A 16,898-nucleotide genomic window follows, 5' to 3' on the forward strand; every position below is an offset into this window, starting at 1 on the left:
AAGTTGAGCGGAAATCAGTCGTTCGTCAGCCGGGGTGCGGAGCTTCGGACCATCCGGGCCGGATGCGTGAGGCGCCACACCGCGCCGGTCGCGCCGGTCAGCAGCGCCAGCATCGTGCTGTACGTGGTGAAGCCCAGCGAGTCGAACGTGGCCGCCACCGTCACCGCGATCAACTGCACCGCGATCAGGCACGCCGCCAGGTGCCGGTCCTCCGGCCGGGTGGCCCGCCGGTAGGCCAGCACGCCCAGCGTCAGCGCGGTCAGGTGCAGCCCGGCGAGCCCGGCCACGCCCAGCACGCCCATGGTGACCAGGTGCTGCAGCCACTCGTTGTCGACGAAGAAGTAGATCGTCGGGATGAACGTGCCCGGGCCGCGGCCGAAGAACGGTCGCTCCGCGAAGTATTGGAAAATGATCGCGTAGTCGTCGGTCCGGCCGGTGATGCTCGGATCGTCCTTCGCGCCGGTGAACATCGAGATGATCGTGCCGATCAGGCCCGGTTTGACCGCCATCAGCGCGCCGCCGAGCAGGATGCCGAGTCCGGCCAGGTTGATCCGCACCCGCCAGCTCCAGGCCGGCAGCATCGCCAGCGCGCCGACCACCAGCGCGACGATGCCGGTCCGGGACAGCGTCATCGGGATCGCCGCGCCCATCAGCACACCGGCCACGATCGCCCACTGCCGGATCACCTTGCGAGTGCCGAACATCGCGTAGTGCACGGCGAACGGCAGCAGGATCGCCATCACGGTGCTGAACTCGATGTAGTGCTGCGCCGTGCTCGCCACCCGGAAGAAGCCGTCGCCGCGGGACATGAAGCCGAGTTCCTCGCCGTGGTGCAGGACCAGGCCCGGGACCTTGATGTACTTCGTGACGTCGACCGCGAGGCCGGCCTGGAGCAGGCCGATGACCGCCATCACCATGCCGCACCAGACCGAGATCCTCAGCAGGCTGTCCAGCCGGTCCCGGTTCGAGACGCCGTCCGCGCAGACCAGCAGCACGCCGAGGAACGCGGCGGTGCCGATGATCGAGCGGTCGGCCGCGTTCGCCTCCAGCGACGGCAGGCCGCGCAGGTAGCCGGCCGCGTACGCGGAGAGCACCGCGGCCAGGTAGAAGATCGCGGCCCAGCGGACCGGCTGCGGGCCACGCAGCGCCAGGCGGGGGTGCAGCTTGGAGACCAGCCAGCCGAAGAAGAACACCATGCCGAGCAGCAGCGCGGGGCGGCCGAGCGAGCTGAGCTGCTGCACCACCAGGTCCTGCGGGAGCAGCAGGTTCAGCATGACCAGGAGGCTGAGCAGCGCGGCGCCGTCCAGCAGGTGGCGGCGCCCGCGGGTGGTGTAGGTCGAGCCGACCGTGCCGACGTCCTCGAGCAGCGACGGCTCGAGGTCGACCGGATGGTGCAGCGTGGCCGCGGGGCTGCTCAAGGCTTCGTGGCCTCGGTGGGCTCGGCCGCCGGGCGGGACCAGACGGCGTTGGAGAGCGGCAGCACGATCGTGGCGTCCTCGGGCATCGGGCGCGGCTTGCCGGCGGGCTTGGTGGCCTCGTGCGCGGGCTTGCCGCCGTTCGTTCCCGCGGTGGCGCCGCCGTTCGTTCCCGCGGTGGCGCCACCGTTGGTTCCCGCGGCGTTACCGCCGTTGGCCGCCGGGGTAGTCCCGCCGTTGGTTCCCGCGGCATCTCCGCCGGCGCTTCCGGCCGGCTTCTTCGCCAAGCTGATCTGCACCGCGGGCATGGCCGGGAGGGCCGGCTTGCGCATCGGAGGGCTGTAGGACGGCGCCGTGTTCCCGGCCGGGGACCGCTGGTCCTGCGAGGCCGAGGCGCCCGGCGATGCCTGTGTGCCGGCGGACGGCGACGCCGGCGTGGTGCTGTCGGGCGCCGTGGGGCCGCCGGCGGGTGCGGTGCCGCCGGGCGGTGTCGTGCCGACGGGCGGTGCGGTGCCGGCGGACGGCATGGGCGTTTCCCCGGCCGGGCGGCGCTGGCCGTACACCGCGCCGCCTGCCTTCTTCGCCGGCGCCGCCGGCGTCACCTTGACGATCGGGGTCGCCGGGCCGGCCACCACGACCGGCGCGATCCGCTGCGTGCTGGAGATGTCGGCGGCCGGCACCACCGGCGCGATCGGCATGACCGGCGCGATCGTGGTCACCGGCCCGGCCGGGCGCGGCGGGATGATCACCGGTACCGGCGCCGGGATCGCGGCCGCGCCCTCGACCTGCCGGCGGGCCCGGCGGCGAAGGATCGCGTCCACCGAGACCGCCACGCCGATGGTCAGGATCAGCCCGACGCCGAACACGACGACCAGCGCGCGCTTGAGCTTCGTGGTGACCTTCTCGACGCTGTCCGAGTTCTCCAGCGGCAGCGTGGTGATCTTCTCACCGTCCTGCAGCTTGTAGCCCTCCTGCTTGGTGGAGACCTCTTCCTGCACCACCCGGATCAGCGCGGACAGCGCGTCCCGGGCCTGCTGCTCGGTCGGCGAGACCACCTCGATCGAGATGATCGGCGCGTTCGTGTCCAGCGTGGTGACGGTCCACTCGCCGTCGAACCCCTGCGCCGCCAGCGAGTCCGCGAGCGCCTTGCTCTGCAGCCGGATCAGCGTCGCCTCGGCCAGCGCGGACGGCTCCCAGGGGTTGACCTCCTGGGTCGTACCGATCGCGGCCTGGGTGGAGACGGTCGGTGGGATCAGCGTCACGTTGCCGATCGCCTTGTAGTCCGGCTTCACCACGAGCGCCATCCAGACCATGGCGATCACTGTCAGCAGCAACAGCGGCGCGGTCAGGTACCAGCGTCGCCACAGCAGCTTGGCGACATCCGCGAAATCCATGGGGTCCTCTCGAGAATCGATCGGCCGGGGACCGCGTAAATATTTAAATTCCCGGACTCCCGATATGCGCACGGGCCGTGGTGCCTTGATGCCAGAACGCTCGTCAAAGGAGTCTGACCGCGATTCCCGGTCTTTGGCAACCCTCGACAATTCCCGTCGAAAAGGACGTTGTGGCGGTCCGGTGACGTTTCGGTGATCTTCTCCGTTCCACCCGCTTGTCACGTGGCACACTTGCGGCGGAACACTGCAGGTCACAGGCCTGAGTGACGGATTTCTTACTTCCCGTTCCGATGCCCTGGTACCGCTAATTACCGTTGCCGGGTCCTGGTCGTGATCAAGGTGGGAGTTATGGACGCTATCCCGTGCCGGCTGTGCGGAAACGCACTCACCGAGACGTTTGTCGATCTGGGCATGTCACCGCTCTGCGAAAGCTTTCTCCGGGCCGACCAGATCGACGCGCGGGAGTCCTTCTACCCGCTGCACGTACGCATCTGCGCCGAGTGCCTGCTGGTGCAGCTCCCGGCGTACGTGCCCGGCGAGGACATCTTCAGCGACTACGCGTACTTCTCGTCGTACTCCACCTCCTGGGTCGAGCACGCCCGCCGCTACGCCGAGGCGATGACCGAGCGGCTCGGCCTCGGGCCGGACAGCCTGGTCACCGAGGTCGCCAGCAACGACGGCTACCTGCTCCAGCACTTCGTCGCGGCCGGTATCCCGGTGCTCGGCGTCGAACCGGCCGCGAACATCGCCGCGGTCGCGCGGGAGAAGGGCATCCGTACCGAATCGGAATTCCTGGGTGCGGAGACCGGCGCCGCGCTGGCCGCGCGCTACGGCCGCGCGGACCTGGTGGCCGGGAACAACGTCTACGCGCACATCCCGGACCTGGTCGGGTTCAGCGCCGGGCTGGCCGCGCTGGTCAAGCCGGAGGGCCTGGTCACGCTGGAGTTCCCGCACCTGCTGCGGCTGATCGAGCGGAACCAGTTCGACACGATCTACCACGAGCACTACCACTACCTGACGCTGCTGACCGCGCAGCGCGCGCTCGCCACCGCCGGCCTGGCCGTGGTCGACGTGGAGGAGCTCTCCAGTCACGGCGGCTCGCTCCGCGTACACGCGCGGCACGGTGATGCTGCCGGTGAGCCGTCGGCGAACGTGAAGTCGGTGCTGGAGGCGGAGGCCGAGGCCGGGCTGCACACGGTCGCGGGCCACAAGGGCTTCGCGGAGGCGGTCTTCGACGTCAAGCGGGAGCTGGTCGAGTTCCTGCTCACCGCGCGGGCCGAGGGCAGGACCGTGGTCGGGTACGGCGCGCCCGGCAAGGGCAACACGCTGCTCAACCACGCCGGCGTCCGATCCGACCTGCTGGCGTACACGGTCGACCGCAACCCGCACAAGCAGGGCATGTTCCTGCCGGGCACGCACATCCCGATCCACGCGCCGGAGCGCATCGCGCAGGACAAGCCGGACTACGTGCTGGTACTGCCGTGGAACCTGCGCACGGAGATCAGCAAGCAGCTGGCGTACGTGCACGAGTGGGGCGGCCGGCTGGTCTTCCCGATCCCGCACCTCGACGTGGTCTGAGCTTCTCCCGTTACAGAAAGGCAGCACAGCGTGAAGGTCGTCCTCTTCTGCGGTGGTTTCGGCATGCGCATGCGGGAAGGCGCCGCCTCGGCCCCCAAGCCGATGCAGCTGATCGGCGACCGCCCGCTGCTCTGGCACGTGATGCGGTACTACGCCCACTTCGGGCACAAGGACTTCATCCTCTGCCTGGGCTACGGCGCGGCCGCGGTCAAGGACTACTTCCTCCGGTACGACGAGACGATCTCCAACGACTTCACGCTGACCGGCGGCGGCCGCGACATCCGGATGTTCTCCACCGACATCAGCGACTGGAACATCACGTTCATCGACACCGGCCTGCGTGCCACCATCGGCGAGCGGCTGATGAAGGTCCGCGAGCACGTCCAGGACGAGGAGATCTTCCTGGCCAACTACGCGGACACGCTGACCGCCTCGGACCTCTCCGCCAGCATCGCGTCGTTCCGGAACAGCGGTGCCGTGGTCAGCATGCTCGCGGTCCCGCCGGTCTCCACCCACCACGTGGTGGAGATGGGCGACGACGGCCTGGTCACGCGCGTCCGCGAGGTGCGCGACCTGATGCAGTACGAGAACGGCGGATTCTTCGTGATGAAGCCGGACATCTTCGACTATCTGCACGAGGGTGAGGACATGGTCCCGCACGCGTTCGACCGGCTGATCCCCCAGGGCAAACTGCAGGCCCAACGGTACGACGGGTTCTGGCGTGCCGCGGACACGTTCAAGGACCGCGCCGAACTGGAGGAGATGTTCGCCCGCGGCGACTGTCCGTGGATGCTCTGGGACGACAACCGCAACGGCGCCGCCCGTAAGCTCATCATCCCGAGCCAGCCCACCCGGGCCTCGTCGCTCGTGGCCGGCTGATGCGCCCGCTCGCCCTCACCGGCATCCGCTCGCTGGTCGCGCTCGGCGCCCACCCCGACGACATCGAGATCGCCGCCGGCGGCCTGCTCCTCCAGGTCGCCGCCGCCAATCCCGGGCTGGCCGTCCGCTACGTGCTGGCCACCGGCACCCCCGCCCGCCAGGCCGAGGCCCGCGCCGCCGCCACCGCGTTCCTCCCCGGCGCGGATCTCACGTTCGACCTCGGCACACTCCCCGACGGCCGCCTCCCCGCCCACTGGGACGCGGTCAAGGCGCAGGTCGAACGGGCCGCCTGCGAGACGGCACCCGACCTGGTCATCGCCCCGTGGTCCGGCGACGCCCACCAGGACCACCGCCTCCTCGGCGAACTGGCCCCCACCGCGTTCCGCGACGCCCTCGTCCTGAACTACGAGATCCCCAAGTGGGACGGCGACCTGGGCCGCCCCGCTGTCCACATCCCGATGCCGGACGACATCGCGCACCGCAAGGTCGCGCTGCTCCACGAGCACTTCCCCTCGCAGGCATCCCGCGACTGGTGGGACGACGAGGTGTTCCTGGGGTTCGCCCGCATCCGTGGCATGGAGTGCCGCAGTCGCTACGCGGAGGCATTTCATCTGCGGAAGCTCGTTATCCAGCTGCCGTAGGCGCGTACAATCCGACCTATTTGCTGTCTCCCGTCCGGCCGCTCGAGCCGGTAGCGTTCATCTGCCGCTCGTAGGCGTGTGCCGTGCGAGCCCGGCCGCCCGAAAGGTAGAGTTGGGGCGAATTGTGCGCATTAAATCGGGAGTGGGTTTCGTGAACGCCGTCGACATGGCCCAGGAGGCCGACCGGGCACTCCTCGATGTCCGTGCAGTGTCGATGGGCGACCTGGTGACACCGGCGACGCCGGACCTCGACAGTGCTCTCGACCGGGTGCTGCGGGATCTGCCGGCGACCGAGGAGAATCTGGCCGCTTTCGGCAGTGCGCCGTAGGGTTCGAGCCGCCGGACAGGCGTCGTCGCCGGGTGGCCGGCTGCGGCGCCTGTCGGCGTTTCGTGGCATGTCCTCGTCCGAACGGTGGAGTCATTCCGGCTGTGTGCCGCAAATGCGCGTCGTCGCGATCCCGCAGCGATGAAGAAATGCGGCGGCATGTCCAGTCGGCGCCAGTAGATGCACCATTCGTCGCCACGTGTTTACTCCTGTTGGGGCCGTGTAGTTCTATGGAATCCTGTCTCTGACAGAACCTGACGGTTGTTGGCACCGGCAGTGACGTGTTGGCAGTCGTGACCTGGAGCGTGACGAGTGGCCCAAGGAGATTTTGGAGCGGGCGGCTCGGACGGCCCGCGTGCCGAACTCGTCGCCGAGCTGCAGCTGCTCTACCGCGCCGCCGGGCGCCCGGCGTACCGGAGGGTCAGCGCCGCGATCGGTGAGCGCGACGACATGCCGGACACGGTCAGCCACGAGACGGTCAGCGCGATTCTCCGCGGCGAGTGGCTGTCCCGGTGGATCAAGGTGGAGTGCGTGGTCCGGCAGCTCGCCACCATGGCGGTGCACCGGCCGACCCTCGAGTTCGAGGTGCGCCGGTTCCATTCGCTGTGGCTGGCGGCCGACGACGCACAGCGCCGCCGCGATTCGGCCGGCACCGGAACGGCCCTGCCCGGCCCACTGCCCGGCGTGCACCTGCCGGAGGGGCCGTCCGGCGAGGGCCTGCCGCAGCGGAACCCGAGCTTCACCGGCCGGCACGAACTGCTCGACCGGGTGACCAGGGAGCTGGCCGAGGAACCGCTGCGGCCCGTCGTGCTCTACGGACTCGGCGGCATGGGCAAGACGCAGCTCGCGGCGGAGTTCGCGCACCGCCGCCGGACGGACTTCGACCGGATCTGGTGGATCCCGGCCGAGCAGCCCTCGTCCGCGCTGGCCGAGATGACCCGGATCGCGGACCAGCTGGACGTGCTGCCGAGCCGGTCCGCGCAGCAGACCGTGCGCACCGTGCTCAACCGGCTGGAGTCCGGCGGCATCGGGCGCTGGCTGCTCGTCTACGACAACGCGGGCCCGGTCGAGGAGATCGAGTCGTTCATGCCGCGGTCCGGCGGCGACGTCCTCGTCACCACCCGGGACGCCGCGTCCTGGCGGGACCGTGGCCGGCTCGTGGAGGTCGACGTGTTCCAGCGGCCGGAGAGCGTGGAGCTGCTGCGGGAGCGTGGTCACCGCATCTCGTTCTCGGACGCGGAGCGGCTCGCCGACTTCCTCGGTGACATGCCGTTGGCGATGGAACAGGTGGCGGCCATGCAGTCGTACACGCGCACGCCGGTCGGGGAGTACATCGCGCAGCTGGAGAACCGCGCCGCGGTGCTGCTGGCCCAGGGCCGGCCCACCGGCTACTCGGAGACGGTGGCGAGCGCGTTCGGGCTGGCCTACGAACGGCTCCGGCGTGAGTCGTTCGGTGCCGCGCAGCTGCTGGACGTGCTCTCCTGTCTGGCCGCGGAGCCGATCCCGCTGGTTCTGCTGAGCCGGGCGGGTGGCACCGCGATCCCCGACCCGCTCGGCCGGATCCTGGACGATCCGGTGGAGCTGGAGGCGGCGGTCTGGCGGCTCGGCCGATACGGCCTCGTCCGCGTGGGCGAGGACGCGCAACGGGTGGAGGTGCACCGGCTGGTGCAGCTCATCGTGCGGGACGTGCTGAGCTCCGAGGAACTGCGGCTGGCCCGGGCCAGCGCACACCGGCTGCTCAGCCTCGCCAACCCCGGCGAGCCCGGCGATCCCGTCACCTGGGACATGCATTCGCAGCTGCGGCGGCACGTCACGGTGTCCGGCCTGATCGAGAACATGGATCCGGACGCCCGGCGTACCGTGATCGACCAGGCGAGGTACCTGTCGCTCTACGGTGACCCCTCCGAGTCGGTGCGGCTGGCCGGCGAGGCCCTGGCCGCCTGGACGGCGGGCGGCGCCGCGCGGGACGAGCTGACCTACCAGTGTCGCCGTCGGCAGTTGGACGCGCTCTACATGATCGGCGACTACGAGGCCGCGACCGAGGTGGCCGACACGCTGTGGGAGGAGATCCGGGAGGACGGGGCGTTCGCCGCCGACAACGATCTTCGAATCGGCGTCATGGTGCAGGTGGCACGGCAGCGCCGGTCGGCCGGCCGCTACGTCGAGGCCCTCGAGCTGGAGCGCACACGCCTGAAGTCGATGCCCTCGGACGACCAGGCGCGTGTTCTCGGCGGCCGGAGCAACGAGGCGGTGAGCCTGCGGCTGCTCGGCGACTTCGCGGCCGCGCTGGAGATCGACCGGAGCGTGGCGGCGGAGCGGGAGCGGCTCTTCGGTGCCGTCAATTACTGGACGATGCTGTCAGAATCCAATGTGGCCCGCGATCTGTACGGACTCGGCCGGTACCGGGAGGCCCTGGAGATCATGGAGCGGGTCGTCCCGATGGTCCGGCGCGAGCTGGGCGCCCGGCACGACCACGCGCTCATCGGGGCCAGGACGCTGGCGATCGCCGCCCGGAAGACCGGTGACCTGGACCGCGCCCTGGCCGAGAGCCGCGAGCACTACCTCAACTGCCAGGGGACGTACCGGGCCGACCACGAGAACACCCTGGCCGCGGTGATGACGTACGCGAACACGCTGGCCGCCACCGGGCAGCACACGTCCGCCTGGGATCTGGCGACCATGGCGATCCACCGGTACCGGCGCAGCTTCGGCGACCGGAACCCGCTCTCGCTCGCCGCGTCGATAAACCTCGGCATCATCCAGCGGGCCCAGGGCGAGGCGCGGAAGGCGCGGCAGATCGACCGGCTGACGCTGGACGCGCTGCGCCAGACACTCGGGGCGAAGCACCCCTATGCGCTCGCTGCGTCGATGGGGCTGGCGAACGACCTCGCCATGGTGCACGAGGAGGAGTCCGCGGCGGGCCTGCTCGCGGACACGTTCGAGTTGATGTGCGAGGTGCGCGGCGAGGACCATCCGGAGACGCTGACCTGCGCTGCCAACCATGGGCTGCTGGGTGCGCGGTCGGAACGGGTGCCCGGGCTGGCGGAGACTCTCGGTAGGCTGGAGGAGCTCCTCGGGGCGGATCACCCGCACGTGTCGGCCTTGCGGCAGGGGCAGCGAGGCGAGTGCGATGTGGAGCCGCCGCCCACCTAACATTCGTCCGCGGGCGCGGGTCGAGCCGAAGGGACGAGGCGATGGACGGTCCCATTCCGGTCGTGACGAGGCCGCGCTGGCCGGACGCGGAGCTCGACGTCCCGGCGCTGCGGGCGGACGGGTGGCGGCCGACGCCGTTCCGGGACTTCGTGCTCAAGGTCCATCAGCGGTGCAACCTGGCCTGCGACTACTGCTACGTCTACACGATGGCGGACCAGAGCTGGCGGGACCGGCCGATGGCGATGGCGCCGGCGACATGGCGGGCCGCGGCGGGGCGGATCGCGGAACACGCCCGCGACCATGAGCTGTCCCGCGTACGGGTGATCCTGCACGGCGGCGAGCCGCTGCTGCTGGGCACGGCCGGGCTGGAGCCGCTGCTCGCGGACCTGACCGCGGCGATCGCGCCGGTCACGACGCTGGAGGTGCAACTGCAGACGAACGCGCTGCTGCTCGACGTGCCGACACTGCACCTGCTTCAATCCCACGGGGTACGGGTGGGAGTCAGCCTGGACGGGACGGCGGAGGCGAACGACCGTCATCGGCGGTACGCGGACGGGCGGGGCAGCAGCGCCGGCGTCGACCGGGCGTTGCGGCTGCTCACCGCGCCGGAGCACCGGGCGTCCTACGCCGGGCTGCTGGCCACGGTGGACATCACGCAGGACCCGGCCGAGTGCTACGCGCACCTGCGCCGCTACGCGCCACCGGTGCTCGACTTCCTGCTGCCGCACGCGAACTGGGAACATCCGCCGGAATCGCGCGCGGCCGCGCCGTACGGTGAATGGCTGATCAAGGTTTTTGATCTTTGGTACGCCGAGCGGCCGCAGCCGATCCGGATCCGGCTGTTCGAGGACCTGATCCGGCTGATCCTGGGGCGCGGTGGGCGGTCCGAGCAGGTCGGGCTGAGCCCGGTCGCGGTCGCGGTGGTCGAGTCGGACGGCGCGATCGAGCAGGTCGACTCGCTGAAGTCGGCTTATCCGGGCGCGTGCGCGACCGGGCTGACCGTGTTCGGCGACCGGTTCGACGCGGCGTTCACCAACCCCGGCGTGGTGGCCCGGCAGATCGGGCTGCGGGCGCTGTGCGATACCTGCCGGTCCTGCCCGCTGCACACGGTCTGCGGCGCCGGGCACTACGCGCACCGCTACCGGCGTGGAGCGGGTTTCCTCAACCCCACCGTGTACTGCGCCGACATGACCCGGCTGATCCGCCACGTGATCAGGGTGGTCTCGGACGACGTCCAGCAGAGATTGGCGGCCTCACACCGTGACTGACTTCCACCGTCTCAGCGACGACGACTTCGCCGCGCTCGCCACCGGTCTCGGCGGCGCGGACGCGGTCCGCCGGCTCGCGGAGAGCCAGCTGAGCCGCACGCTGCTGCTCCTGCGCTACGTGTGCACGCACTGGCCCGGCCCGGTGCAGCACCGGGACGCGGCGGTGGCCGCGCTGGCGGCGGCGCAGAAACGCAAACCGGAGGTGTACGAGCGGCTGCTCGGCAGCCCGCTGACCGGCGCGTGGGCCGCGGGCGCGGTGCGGCGGCTGCGCGCCCGCTCGGCCGTGGACGCGGACCTCGGCTATCTCGGCGCGCTGGCGGCCGCCGCGGCCGCGGAGACCGGGATCGACGCGTCGACCTGGGGGTACGCGACCGGCGGCGCGCTGACGCTGCCCGGCCTGGGCACGGCACGGCTGCCGGGCGGTCCCGCCGACGGCCCGGTGCGGATCACGGTCACCGGCGGCGCGTCGTCCGTGACGCTGGCGTGCGCGGGACGGCTGCTGCGGGTGCCCGGCGAGGGTGCGTCCTGGGAGCCGGTGCGGGCGCTGGGGGCCGGCGTGACGCTGGAGGACGGTGATCCGTACCGCGACTCCTACCACGCGCCACCGGCCGCGCGGCTCGGCGCGGACGAGGCCGCACGGTGGAGTGACGTGTTCGCGGAGGCGTGGGAGCTGCTCGGGCGGGTGCTGCCGGACCGGGCACCGGAGCTGGCCGCCGGGCTGCGCGTGCTGGTGCCGCTGCACGACGACGGCACCGGCGCGGCGCGCAGCGGCACCGGGCGGGACTCGTTCGGGATGGTCGGGCTGACCCGGCCGCTGTCCGCGGTGGACCTGGTGGTGACGCTGGTGCACGAGTTCCAGCACTCGAAACTGAGCGCGGTGCTGGCGCTGTGCCCGATGTACGCGCCGTCCGGCGCGGAGCGGCACTTCGCGCCGTGGCGCACCGATCCACGGCCGACCGGCGGGCTGTTGCAGGGGGTGTACGCGTTCCTGGGCGTGGCGGACGCGTGGTCGCGGCTGCGCGGGATCGACCCGGAGGCGGAGGCACGGTTCGCCACGTTCCGCGCCGAGGTGCGGGCCGGCTGGGAGGCGCTGGACGGGTCGGCCGAGCTGACCCCGGCCGGTCGGCGCTTCGTGACCGCGATGGGCGCCGCGATCGACGAGCTGGACGCGCGGCCGTTGCCCGTCGTGATCACCCAACGGTCGCGCGATGAGCTGGCGCGCAAACATGAGGCCTGGTCAGTCCGGAACGGACGGTCCTGATCGGAATCCCACGGGGTGCTATTCGTGGCGCAGCGTAGTGATGTTCGTCTGTGAAAGGTGTCGTACGGAGCGTAAGATACTGTCAGAGTGCGTACGAGGCCGCCGAGCACGCGGGGTGCTCCTCACTCGTAACGGCCTCTCGGCGACGATTGCGTCGCACCCGGATCGCGGCGCTTGCTCATGCCCCGGCCGCCAGTGTTGTCGACACCTGCGCGCGATCCCTGGCTCACGAGACAAGGGTGCGGAGGCCTGCATGTTCGAGAACGACCAGGACACGACGGACGATGCTTCGATGCTGGCCGACGTGCGCGCTTTACCGATCGGGGAGTTGGTGGCCGCAGACGCCGCGGACCTCGACGGCGCCCTCGACCACGTGCTTCGAGGGCTGTCGTCGACGGTCGAGAGTCTGGCCGCGTTCGGCAACTCACCCTGACCGTGAGCGGCTCAGGTCGGTGGCGGCTCGATGTCGCACTCGGCTCGCTTGCCGCGACCGATGTCCACGGTCTCCGGGTGGTCCGGGCCCAGCGCCTCGCTCAGTGCCAGGACCGTCTCGTCGAGCAGGGAGCGGCCACCGGCGTCGTTGCCCGTGGCGATACGGTCGAGCGCGGTGTTGGCGGCACAGGCGAGGGTGTAGGGATGCTGGGGCCCCCGAGCGGACCGCGATAGCGCGAGAGTCTTCTCCGACAGATCCCGTGCGGCGGCCAGTTCGTGCGCCTGTACGAGGTTGTTGGCATGGTTGGCGGCGACGCAGAGCGTGTAGCTGTGTTCGTCGCCGAGGCTGCCGGTGAGCGCGCCCAGCGTTCGCTGGTCCAGGTCGAGGGCGTCGCGGTGCTCGCCCAGGGCGCGCAGGATGATGCTCATGTTCGTCGCCGCCGCAAGCGTCAGCGGATGCTCGTCGCCGTAGAGGCGGCGGTATCGGTTCAGCGCGCCCGTGGCGAGATTGCGGGCCTCACCCGGCTGGCCCAGCGTGCGCAGCGTGTTCGCCAGCGTCATCGCGGCGCTCAATGCGTACTCGTGGTCCGGGCCGTACCGCGCCGACACGTCGCGGTAGTTGTTGCGCGCGTAGGTGAGCGCTTCTCCGAACGCACCGGTCTTCCGCAGGGCGATGGCGAGCATGCGGTGCGCCAGAAGCACGTGCGGGTGCCGCTCGCCGATGACGGCGGCGTGCAACGGAAGGAAGTTCCGCTGGAGCTCCAGCGCCTCCGAGTAGCGGCCGAGCCCGTAGAGGTCGCGCGCGAGATTCGACTGCATCAACAGGGTCAGCCAGTGGTTCTCGCCGACCGTTTCCTGCAGCGCGGACAGCACCTCCAGATCCACCTCGTAGGCTTCGCTGAAACGGCTCAGCATCCGCAGGCTGACCGCCCGGTTGCCGAGGACGCGAATGGTCTCGTAGTCGTCGTCGCCGTATGCCGCGCGGTGCCGTTCAACGGTGTCGTCCTCGGAGGCCAGCGCGCCTTGCAGATCGCCCGCGATGCGCAGATCGACGCCGATGCCGGCCAGCGTGAACAGCGTGTGCTCGTGCAGCCGCCCGAAGTCCGGGTTCTGTTCGAACCGGTCGAGGGTCTCGATGTCCAGCGTCTTGGCGCGCTCGGTCATGCCGAGTTGGCGCAGCGCGTTGGCGAGATGCCGGGTGGCGATGAGAGTGTGTTCCCCGTCCGGCCCCAGGTTGGGCGCGGTGCGGTTCTTCTGCCAGACGCTGACCGCGAGTTCCCCGAGCCGCCGCGAACCCTCGGCATCGCCGATGACGTACAGGTACCGGATCTGGTCGATGACCGCCTGGTGTGCTTCGCGCTCGTCGGAGTGCACCAGCCCGGCCGGTTGGAGATGCGGTTCGATCAGCGCGTACGTCGACCAGTTCTCCCGATTGCCCGGTGCCTCCGGATTCGCGGCCGCCAGGATCGCGTGGGCGTTCCGCCGGCTCTGCTCGGCGAGGTCCTCGCTGAGCCCTTCCCGGATGACCAGCTGGACCAGGCGGTGCACCTGGATCGCCTGATCGCCGCCGACCTTCGCCAGGCCGTACTGGCGGAGCGCGCGAATCGTACGGTTCAGTTTGATCGAGTCGCGCAGGACCGAGCCGAGCGGCTGGGAGACGGCGCTGTTCTTTGCGGCGCGAAGCAGGCTCACCGAGAGCGGCTCGGCCCCGAGATATGCGAACAGCTCCAGCAACTGCGCGACCGCGGGTGCCTCCGTACGCAGTCGCTCGAACGCGATGTTGACGAAGGCCGCCACGGTCGTCGGGTAGTTCGCCGGGCGTCCCTCGTCCAGCAGCTCCCGCACGTGGTGATCGAAGAGCTCCAGGTACTCAGAGACGGGCATGCGCGTGGCACGCTGCCAGGACGCCGCCTGATCGAGGGCGAGCGGCAAGTCGCCGAGTTTCTCCGCGAGCCGCTCCGCGTCCTCCCGGGTGATGACGTCGCCCCGCTTGCGGATGAGTTCGACGCTCTCCGGCCGGTCGAAGACGTCCACCTCGATGGCGTCCCACACGCTGGCCCAGGTCTGATTGCGAGAGGTGAGCAACACGTGGCCGCCCGCCGACGGCACCAGGCCGGTGATGTCGTCCGGGTTCAGCGCGTTGTCGTAGACGATCAGCCAGCGCAGACTCGTGGTGGCCAGCGCGTCCATCACCATGATCGCGCTCTGGCGCATGTCCTCGGTCTGCGGCAGGCCGAGCCGCCGGGCCAGCTCGTGCAGTGACTGAAGGACCAGCGACTGCTGCTCGGCGGCGATCCACCAGACCAGGTCGTACTGCTCCTGGTAGCGGTAGACGAACTCGACGGCGAGCTGGGTCTTGCCCACACCGCCCATGCCGTGCAGCGTCTGTGGCAGGACCGAGGCGGCGGATCGCGTCTCCAGCGCCTTGCGCAGATCGGAGAGCAGGGTCTCGCGTCCGGTGAAATCCGGGTTGCGAAGCGGGACGCCTCCCCAGATGCGCACGGGCTCCCGCGCGCCTCCCAGCTCCGTCTCGGTGGCGGGGAGTAGCGAGTGAGCGAGTGCGGGACTGGACAAGGGTTCGGCTTCTCCTTCGTGGCGCGCTGAAGGGCGTCCGATTGGCCCGGCATCCCCGTCAGTGTAGATCTGGTTACTTAACGTGCGCAGCCGAACGAGGTTCCGGAGGGTGGCGGAATGGATCTCCAGACGAGAACTCGGATCCAAGCCGGAGGCTGAGTCGAACCAGGCGTGCAACTCGGTGCCGTTCGGCACCGTCGGGTCGTGCGCCAGCCGCTCGGCGAAACAGGCCAACGGGGCCGGCGCGTCCACCGTGACCGGTAAGCCGTCGATCCACCTGACGATGCCCTCCACATCCGCCCAGTCGGGATCTTCGCTCGGTGAACCGAAGCTCAGGTCGACGGCGGCGGCGGCCAAGGATGCCGGTGAAACGGTGCGGAGAAGCGAGATGAGCCGGGCGTGGTCGGCCGATCCGGGAGAGCCCGGCGGATCAGTCACGATTCCTCCCGTCAGTCCGCTGGCACCCTCCACTCGAAGCGGCAAGAAGGGAACGAACGCGCCCGCGGTCGCCGCGGCCCAATTATCCACATCGGCTTCCATAGTGGATAGCCCGCGGTGCGGTCGTCTTGAGGACAGCAGTGCCGTTCGAATGTCGGAGCGATGATTGCGCAGGGGCCCTCGGACAGGCTCTCATAGCAGGTCACTCTGCACGAGGCGGCTCATCATGGCTGCGAATTCTGACAAAGCGTTGCGTGGGTGTGTCAATATCGGATGACTTATATGCAATTTGCATTGTGGGAGAACGCTGAATGATCACCCGAAGGGGTGCCCGCCCGTACGGTCAGCGGGTGGCCTGGCGGGGGATGAGGACCTCGCGGATGATGATCTGGAGGGCGGCGACCGCGGGAATCGCGACCAGCGCGCCGATGATCCCGAAGAGGGAGACGCCGAGAAGGGCGGCGACGATGGCGGCGACGTCGCTGACCTCGACCGAGCGGCGCATGACCTTGGGATAGATGAGATAGTTCTCGATCTGCTGGTAGAGCAGGAAGAAGACGATGCAGGCGATGCCGATGGGCAGCGACGTGGCCAGGCCGACCAGGCTCACCACGACGGCCCCGAGGGTGGCGCCGATCTGCGGGACCAGGTCACAGATCGCCACCACGATGGCGAGTGCGAACGGGTACGGCAGGCCCACGGTCAGCGCGAACACGAACGTGGACAGGCCGCACAGCAGCGCGATCGCGAGCGCGCCGACCAGGTAGGCGCCGACCTTGGCGAGGATCTCGTCGCCGATCAGCTGGACCCGGGCGCGGCGGGAGGCGGGGACGAGCAGGTAGCCGGCCCGCTTCATTCGCTCGAACGAGGCCAGGAAGTAGATGGTCAGGATGAGCACGGTGAGCACGTTGAAGACCGTGCCGAAGAACAGCCGGGCGCCGCCGAAGACGCCGCCGAAGACGCGTGAGGCGTTCTCCGTGCTGACCAGCGCCTGGACCTTCTCCACCAGGTCGTAGTCCTGGATCAGGTCGCGCAGCGTGCGGCTGCGCTGCAACGCCTCCACGTAGGACGGCAGCTGCTCGACGAAGCCGCCGACCTGGGTGACGATCGGCGGGACCAGCGCGGTGATGCCACCGACGATCAAGCCGACCACGAACAGCACGACCAGCGCCACGGCCAGGCCGCGGGGGACACGCCAGCGCTGCAGGCGCACCACGGCGGGGTGCAGGCCGACCGCGAGGAAGAGCGCGATGAAGACCAGCACCAGTACGGACGACGCGTTGCTGAGGCCGAGGAACACCGCGTACGCCACGGCCAGTCCGAGACCCCCGAGGAACCCGATCAGGAACGGGTTGCGGCGCAGCGGGCGGCCGGGCTCGCCGAACTTCGCCTCGCCGAACGCGCGCTCCGCGTCGGCCCGGCCCATCAGGTGCGCGGGCGCGGGATCGGACGGGATCGGCTCGGGTGGAGCGGTGAGAACCGGGCCGGCGTCCGCCGGGGGAGAAGGCCTCTCGTCCGTTGTCTCGGGCTTCTGGCTCAC

12 protein-coding genes are annotated in these 16,898 nt (G+C 70.1%); 8 read left to right on the top strand and 4 right to left on the bottom strand.

What is annotated here, in order from left to right; translation table 11 throughout:
* Nucleotides 1-14: 14 nt before the first annotated feature.
* Nucleotides 15-1,418, bottom strand: a complete 1,404-nt coding sequence (locus J2S42_RS27705; RefSeq protein WP_307243689.1) for an O-antigen ligase family protein — start codon at nt 1,416-1,418, stop codon at nt 15-17.
* The gene (locus tag J2S42_RS27710; RefSeq protein ID WP_307243691.1) at nt 1,415-2,809 is read right to left on the bottom strand and encodes a YveK family protein; all 1,395 of its coding nucleotides are present in this window, start codon (nt 2,807-2,809) and stop codon (nt 1,415-1,417) included. The genes J2S42_RS27705 and J2S42_RS27710 overlap by 4 nt, the downstream gene beginning before the upstream one ends.
* A gap of 348 nt (nt 2,810-3,157) precedes the next feature.
* Here J2S42_RS27710 and J2S42_RS27715 point away from each other — a divergent pair, with 348 nt between their 5' ends.
* From J2S42_RS27715 to J2S42_RS27750, 8 genes are all read left to right on the top strand, one after another.
* Nucleotides 3,158-4,387, top strand: a complete 1,230-nt coding sequence (locus J2S42_RS27715; RefSeq protein WP_307243693.1) for a class I SAM-dependent methyltransferase — start codon at nt 3,158-3,160, stop codon at nt 4,385-4,387.
* A gap of 30 nt (nt 4,388-4,417) precedes the next feature.
* A complete protein-coding gene (locus J2S42_RS27720) occupies nt 4,418-5,266 on the top strand; it encodes a sugar phosphate nucleotidyltransferase (protein ID WP_307243694.1) in 849 nt (282 codons plus the stop codon).
* Entirely contained in the window at nt 5,266-5,907 is a 642-nt protein-coding gene (locus J2S42_RS27725; protein WP_307243695.1) for a PIG-L deacetylase family protein, read from the top strand. The genes J2S42_RS27720 and J2S42_RS27725 overlap by 1 nt, the downstream gene beginning before the upstream one ends.
* Nucleotides 5,908-6,058: 151 nt before the next feature.
* Nucleotides 6,059-6,235, top strand: a complete 177-nt coding sequence (locus J2S42_RS27730) for a hypothetical protein (RefSeq protein WP_307243697.1) — start codon at nt 6,059-6,061, stop codon at nt 6,233-6,235.
* Between the two features lie 309 nt (nt 6,236-6,544).
* Nucleotides 6,545-9,385 (top strand): FxSxx-COOH system tetratricopeptide repeat protein, encoded by a 2,841-nt coding sequence (fxsT, locus tag J2S42_RS27735; RefSeq protein WP_307243698.1) that lies wholly within the window; start codon nt 6,545-6,547, stop codon nt 9,383-9,385.
* Between the two features lie 41 nt (nt 9,386-9,426).
* The gene (locus J2S42_RS27740) at nt 9,427-10,653 is read left to right on the top strand and encodes an FxsB family cyclophane-forming radical SAM/SPASM peptide maturase (protein ID WP_307243699.1); all 1,227 of its coding nucleotides are present in this window, start codon (nt 9,427-9,429) and stop codon (nt 10,651-10,653) included.
* A complete protein-coding gene (locus J2S42_RS27745; RefSeq protein WP_307243701.1) occupies nt 10,646-11,914 on the top strand; it encodes an HEXXH motif domain-containing protein in 1,269 nt (422 codons plus the stop codon). The genes J2S42_RS27740 and J2S42_RS27745 overlap by 8 nt, the downstream gene beginning before the upstream one ends.
* A 253-nt stretch (nt 11,915-12,167) precedes the next feature.
* A complete protein-coding gene (locus J2S42_RS27750; protein WP_307243703.1) occupies nt 12,168-12,347 on the top strand; it encodes a hypothetical protein in 180 nt (59 codons plus the stop codon).
* Between the two features lie 11 nt (nt 12,348-12,358).
* On the opposite strand, the gene fxsT (J2S42_RS27755) is transcribed toward J2S42_RS27750, so the two are convergent.
* Together fxsT (J2S42_RS27755) and J2S42_RS27760 are read right to left on the bottom strand one after the other, a co-directional pair.
* Entirely contained in the window at nt 12,359-15,358 is a 3,000-nt protein-coding gene (gene fxsT, locus J2S42_RS27755) for an FxSxx-COOH system tetratricopeptide repeat protein (protein WP_307243705.1), read from the bottom strand.
* Between the two features lie 343 nt (nt 15,359-15,701).
* On the bottom strand, nt 15,702-16,784 hold the full coding sequence (locus tag J2S42_RS27760; RefSeq protein ID WP_307249066.1) for an AI-2E family transporter: 1,083 nt from the start codon (nt 16,782-16,784) through the stop codon (nt 15,702-15,704).
* Nucleotides 16,785-16,898: the final 114 nt, after the last annotated feature.

Source organism: Catenuloplanes indicus, from assembly GCF_030813715.1.
Classification (GTDB): Bacteria; Actinomycetota; Actinomycetes; order Mycobacteriales; family Micromonosporaceae; genus Catenuloplanes; species Catenuloplanes indicus.

Bases quoted from the DNA above. Each gene is read 5' to 3' on its own strand.
- J2S42_RS27710 (WP_307243691.1), bottom strand. From the start codon at position 2,809: ATGGATTTCGCGGATGTCGCCAAGCTGCTGTGGCGACGCTGGTACCTG.
- J2S42_RS27715 (WP_307243693.1), top strand. From the start codon at position 3,158: ATGGACGCTATCCCGTGCCGGCTGTGCGGAAACGCACTCACCGAGACG.
- J2S42_RS27725 (WP_307243695.1), top strand. From the start codon at position 5,266: ATGCGCCCGCTCGCCCTCACCGGCATCCGCTCGCTGGTCGCGCTCGGC.
- J2S42_RS27740 (WP_307243699.1), top strand. From the start codon at position 9,427: ATGGACGGTCCCATTCCGGTCGTGACGAGGCCGCGCTGGCCGGACGCG.
- J2S42_RS27750 (WP_307243703.1), top strand. From the start codon at position 12,168: ATGTTCGAGAACGACCAGGACACGACGGACGATGCTTCGATGCTGGCC.
- J2S42_RS27760 (WP_307249066.1), bottom strand. From the start codon at position 16,784: ATGGGCCGGGCCGACGCGGAGCGCGCGTTCGGCGAGGCGAAGTTCGGC.